The organism is Streptomyces sp. CNQ085, assembly GCF_022614595.1.
GTDB lineage: Bacteria > Actinomycetota > Actinomycetes > Streptomycetales > Streptomycetaceae > Streptomyces.
Genome location: NZ_JAJFAU010000211.1, coordinates 1,017 through 6,220 on the forward strand (window position 1 = coordinate 1,017; position 5,204 = coordinate 6,220).

Sequence of the window (5,204 nt, forward strand, 5' to 3'; positions counted from 1 at the left end):
CCCCCCCCCCCCCCCCCCCCCCCCCCCCCCCCCCCCCCCCCCCCCCCCCCCCCCCCCCCCCCCCCCCCCCCCCCCCCCCCGGTGGTCGGTCGTGCGGTTGGCCTCGTCCGGCCCTGCCGGGCCGGGTCGTCCGCGGTGAAGCGCCGTTGGGACGGCCGGCTTCAGACGGCCAGCGCCTGGGCGCGCCGCTTCACCTCGGTGCCGCGATTCTCGCGCAGGGCCCGCGCCGGGGTGCCGGGCAGGGTGTCATCGGGCGTGAACAGCCACTCCAGCATCTCCTCGTCACTGAAGCCGTCGTCCCTGAGCAGCGTGATGGTCCCCGTCAGGCCCTTCACCACCCGGCCCTCGTCGATGAAGTCGGCGGGCACCTGGAGCACCCGGTTCTCCCCGCGGCGCACCGCGATGAGCTGCCCCTCCTTGACCAGCTGCCGCACGCGCGTCACCTCGACGCCGAGCCTCTCGGCGACATCGGGGAGAGTCAGCCAGGCCGGGACGAGAGCATCGGTCTTCGCGTCAATCTCGTTCACGGGCACCAGCCTGCCATCTGCCACCGACAGTCACTAGCGGGCCGCGCTCTTCAGGGGGACGGACGGGTCGGCGGCCCGCGTCGGGTCCAGGACCGTACCGCGCTCGATCAGCTTCCGCCCCTGGGTCAGGTCCCGCGGACGGCCCACCGCCAGCAGGGCGCGCAGCACACCGCCGCGCAGCCAGCACACCGACCAGGCCGCGTCCGCCGGATCGCCGCGCCACAGCATCTCGTCCTCGCCGGTGTGGTGGCCCGCGTACTGGACGAAGCGGCCGAACTGCTCGGACCAGAAGTACGGCACCGGGTCGTACAGCGGTGTCCCGGCCTCCCCGGCGGCCAGGCCCGAGGCGACCGTGCGGGCCCCCTGGAGCGCGTTGTCCCAGTGGTGGACCAGCAGGCGGCGGCCGTAGCGGGCCGACGGGTAGGAGGCGCAGTCCCCGACTGCGCGGACACCGGGGGCGGAGGCGCGCAGGTACTCGTCGGCGAGGACCGAGCCGTCCTCGCCCAGCGCCAGGCCGGAACCCGCCAGCCAGCCGGTGGCCGGGCGCGCGCCGATCCCGGTGACGACCGCGCCCGCCGTCAGCACCGAGCCGTCGGACAGCTCCACCTCGCACACCGGGTTCTCCGGCGTGCCGGCCGCGGCGACGCCCGTGACTGCGCACCCGGTGCGCAGTTCGGCGCCCGCCTCCTCGTACCAGACGCGCATCCGGGCCGCCACGGACGGCGGCAGCGCACCGGCCAGCGGCTGACCGGCGGCCTCCACCACGGTCACCCGGCAGCCGGCCTCGCGGGCCGCGGTGGCGAACTCCGCGCCGATCCAGCCGGCTCCGACGACCACCACCTCCCGGCGCCCGGCGAGCACCGGCCGCAGCCGCTCGGCGTCGTCGAGGGTGCGCAGCGGGTACACCCCGGGGACACCCTCGGCGCCGGGCAGGGGGACCGGCGCGGCGCCGGTGGCGACGACCAGGTGGTCGTAGGGCAGCGGGCCGGTGTCTGTGTCCGCCTCCCGGTCGCCGGTGCGCAGCCCGGTGGCGGCCGTGCCCAGGCGCAGGTCTACTTCCAGGGCCCGGAAGTCGACGTCGAAGGCGGATCCGGCAGCCCTTCCCAGCAGCACGGCCTTGGACAGCGGCGGCCGGTCGTACGGCCGGTGGGGCTCCTCGCCGACGAGGGCGATCGCTCCGGGCCAGCCCTGCTCGCGCAGCTGCACGGCGGTCTGCGCCCCGGCCATCCCGGCGCCGACGACGAGGACCCGCTGCCTGCTCCGCTGTTCGGTTCGCACGCTCACGCGATCACTGTAGGAGGTCGGAGCGGGTCCCGGGACGGCCTCGCGGCAGAACCCGGTGAGAGCCCTGCCACAGCCGCCGTGCCCGCCGACGCCCGGGCTCCCCTTCAGCCCCGGCGGGCACGCGGATAAGGTGGACGTCGTTCCGGGAGCGGGAGGGGACTCCGGCGAACCGGAAGCGGAACGAGGAAGAGCGCGGGAGCCCGGCGCACCGGGCTGAGAGGGAGGCTTGCGCGGCCTCCGACCGTACGAACCTGATCCGGGTCATTCCGGCGAAGGGAGGGGCACGGCGCTCATGCACGTGCTGATCATCGGCGGGGGCGTCATCGGGCTGGTCACCGCCTGGCGGACCGCGCAGCGAGGGGCGCGGGTCACGGTCGCCGACCCGGCGCCGGGCGGCGGCGCCGCCCACGTGGCGGCCGGGATGCTGGCGGCTGTCACCGAGCTGCACTACGGCGAGGAGTCCCTGCTCGCCCTCAACCTGGCCTCGGCACGCCGCTATCCGGCCTTCACCGCCGAACTGGAGGAGGCATCGGGCCTGGGAACCGGATACCGCGCCTGCGGCACACTGGCCGTGGCGCTGGACGCCGACGACCGGGCGCATCTGCGGGAACTGCACGCGCTGCACCGGCGCTGCGGGCTGGAGTCGGCGTGGCTGACCGGCCGCGAGTGCCGCCGCCTGGAGCCGATGCTCGCTCCCGGGGTGCGCGGCGGGCTGCGTGTGGACGGCGACCACCAGACCGACCCGCGCAGGCTGACGGCCGCACTGCTGGCCGCCTGCGAGCGGGCCGGGGTGCGTTTCGCGCTGCAGCGCGCCGAGCGGCTGTCCCTGTCCGGCGACCGGGCGGCCGGGGCACGGCTGGCCGACGGCACCGCGGTCGAGGCCGACCGGGTGGTGCTGGCGGCTGGCGGCGGAAGCGGCCGGCTGGCGGGGGTGCCCGAGGAGGTCCTGCCGCCGGTGCGCCCGGTCAAGGGCCAGATCCTGCGGCTGCGGATTCCCGGCCCGTACGCCCCGTTCCTCTCGCGCACCGTGCGGGCCCTGGTGCGCGGCGGCCATGTCTACCTGGTGCCCCGGGCCGACGGCGAGCTGGTGCTGGGCGCGACCAGCGAGGAGCAGGGCTGGGACACCAGCGTGACGGCCGGGGGCGTCTACGAGCTGCTGCGCGACGCGCACGAGCTGGTGCCCGGCATCACCGAGCTGCCGCTGGTGGAGACCCGCGCCGGCCTGCGCCCCTGTTCTCCCGACAACGCCCCCCTGCTCGGCCCGACCGCCCTGCCCGGCCTGCATCTGGCCACCGGCCACCACCGCAACGGGGTGCTGCTCGCCCCGGTCACCGGCGACGCCCTGGCCCGGGCCCTGACCACCGGCGAGCTCCCCGAGGAGGCACGCCCGTTCACCCCCCGGCGTTTCGACCGCACGCTTCAGGAGACTCCTCTGTGAACACCGGCGCACCCCGTACCGCCGCCACCGTCACCGTCCAGGTCAACGGCGAGCCGCGCGAGATCGCGGCCGGTCTCGCCCTCGACTCGGTCGTGTCGTCCCTGACCACCGCCCCGGCCGGCGTCGCCGCGGCCGTCAACGAGACCGTCGTGCCGCGCGGGCAGTGGCCGGCGACACGGCTGTGCGACGGCGACCGGGTCGAGGTCCTGACCGCGGTGCAGGGGGGCTGACGGCGGCCATGGCGGACGACACCCTCACCATCGCCGGCACCTCCTTCGCCTCCCGGCTGATCATGGGCACGGGCGGCGCGCCCAGCCTGGACGTGCTGGAGCGGGCCCTGCTGGCCTCGGGCACCGAGCTGACCACCGTGGCGATGCGGCGCCTGGACCCGACCGTCTCCGGCTCGGTGCTGTCGGTGCTGAGACGGCACGGCATCCGTGTGCTGCCCAACACCGCCGGCTGCTTCACCGCCGGGGAGGCCGTGCTCACCGCCCGGCTGGCCCGCGAGGCGCTGGGCACCGACTGGATAAAGCTGGAGGTCGTCGCCGACGAGCGCACCCTGCTGCCCGATCCGGTGGAGCTGCTGGAGGCCGCCGAGACGCTGGTCGACGACGGTTTCACCGTCCTGCCGTACACCAGTGACGATCCGGTGCTGGCGCGGCGGCTGGAGGACGTGGGCTGCGCGGCGGTCATGCCGCTGGGCTCGCCCATCGGTTCCGGCCTGGGCATCCGCAACCCGCACAACTTCCAGTTGATCACCGAGCGGGCGTCCGTCCCGGTCGTCCTGGACGCGGGCGCGGGCACCGCCTCGGACGCGGCCCTGGCCATGGAGCTGGGCTGCGCGGCGGTGATGCTGGCCTCCGCCGTCACCCGCGCCCAGGAGCCGGTGCTGATGGCCGAGGCGATGCGGCACGCGGTGGAGGCGGGACGGCTGGCGTACCGGGCGGGCCGGATCCCGCGGCGGCACTTCGCGCTGGCCTCCTCGCCGGCGGAGGGGATGGCGGACCTCGACCCGGAGCGGCCGGCCTTCGGGTGATCGTCCGCGGGCCGCGCCGCGATGTCGCGGCGCGGCGGCGGTTTCGTCACCGTTGCGCCGCACTCCGGTGCGCCTGCCCCGGTGCGGTCGGCCGTGCGGGCGGCGGATCGTAGACTCTGGGCCGTGGACACGACCCTCCGGGACCCGTTGATCGGGCACCTGCTCGACGGCCGGTACCGCGTGGAGGCGCGGATCGCCGTCGGCGGCATGGCCACGGTCTACCGGGCGGTGGACACCCGCCTGGACCGGGTGCTCGCCCTGAAGGTGATGCACCCCTCCCTCGCGGCCGACGCCTCGTTCGTCGACCGGTTCATCCGGGAGGCCAAGGCCGCGGCCCGGCTGGCCCACCCGAACGTGGTGGGGGTCTTCGACCAGGGCGAGGACGGCGGCTACGTCTACCTGGCCATGGAGTACGTGCGGGGCTGCACGCTGCGCGACGTGCTGCGCGAGCGCGGGGCGCTCCAGCCGCGCGCCGCCCTGGAGATCCTGGAGGCCGTGCTCGCCGCGCTGGGGGCCGCCCACCTGGCCGGCCTGGTGCACCGCGACGTGAAGCCGGAGAACGTCCTGATAGGGGATGACGGAAGGGTCAAGGTCGCCGACTTCGGCCTGGCGCGGGCCGTGGGCTCCCAGACCTCCGTCTCCACCGGCTCGGTGCTGGGCACCGTCTCCTATCTGGCGCCCGAGCAGATCGAGCACGGCACCGCCGACGCCCGTGCCGACGTCTACGCCTGCGGCGTGGTGCTGTACGAGATGCTGACCGGCTCCAAGCCGCACGCCGGCGGCACCCCGGCCCAGGTGCTCTACCAGCATCTCCGGGAGGACGTCCCGGCCCCCTCGGCCGCCGTGCCGGGCCTCGCCCCCGCCCTGGACGACCTGGTGGCCCGTACCGCCGCACGCGACCCTGGGCGTCGGCCGGCCG

At 75.9% G+C, this 5,204-nt stretch carries 6 protein-coding genes and 1 riboswitch; of the genes, 4 read left to right on the forward strand and 2 right to left on the reverse strand.

The genetic code is table 11. The features are described 5' to 3' along the window. Positions 1-161 precede the first annotated feature (161 nt). On the reverse strand, positions 162-527 hold the full coding sequence (locus LJ221_RS22820; RefSeq protein WP_241718598.1) for an Rv2175c family DNA-binding protein: 366 nt from the start codon (positions 525-527) through the stop codon (positions 162-164). Positions 528-560: 33 nt separating this feature from the next. Beyond that, positions 561-1,754, reverse strand: coding sequence for an FAD-dependent oxidoreductase (locus tag LJ221_RS22825; RefSeq protein ID WP_247720364.1), 1,194 nt, complete (start codon positions 1,752-1,754; stop codon positions 561-563). A gap of 248 nt (positions 1,755-2,002) precedes the next feature. Next, a riboswitch (TPP riboswitch) is annotated at positions 2,003-2,090 on the forward strand. A gap of 13 nt (positions 2,091-2,103) precedes the next feature. Here LJ221_RS22825 and thiO point away from each other — a divergent pair. From thiO to LJ221_RS22845, 4 genes are all read left to right on the forward strand, one after another. Then, a complete protein-coding gene (thiO, locus tag LJ221_RS22830) occupies positions 2,104-3,249 on the forward strand; it encodes a glycine oxidase ThiO (RefSeq protein WP_241718600.1) in 1,146 nt (381 codons plus the stop codon). Then, positions 3,246-3,479, forward strand: a complete 234-nt coding sequence (thiS, locus tag LJ221_RS22835) for a sulfur carrier protein ThiS (protein WP_241718601.1) — start codon at positions 3,246-3,248, stop codon at positions 3,477-3,479. The genes thiO and thiS overlap by 4 nt, the downstream gene beginning before the upstream one ends. 8 nt (positions 3,480-3,487) lie before the next feature. Next, complete coding sequence (locus tag LJ221_RS22840; protein ID WP_241718602.1) at positions 3,488-4,285, forward strand: thiazole synthase; 798 nt, start codon at positions 3,488-3,490, stop codon at positions 4,283-4,285. Positions 4,286-4,408: 123 nt separating this feature from the next. Continuing rightward, positions 4,409-5,204: protein kinase (locus tag LJ221_RS22845; RefSeq protein WP_241718603.1), on the forward strand; the 796-nt coding region annotated here is incomplete at its 3' end.

Bases quoted from the DNA above. Each gene is read 5' to 3' on its own strand.
- LJ221_RS22825 (WP_247720364.1), bottom strand. From the start codon at position 1,754: ATGGCCGGGGCGCAGACCGCCGTGCAGCTGCGCGAGCAGGGCTGGCCC.
- thiO (WP_241718600.1), top strand. From the start codon at position 2,104: ATGCACGTGCTGATCATCGGCGGGGGCGTCATCGGGCTGGTCACCGCC.
- LJ221_RS22840 (WP_241718602.1), top strand. From the start codon at position 3,488: ATGGCGGACGACACCCTCACCATCGCCGGCACCTCCTTCGCCTCCCGG.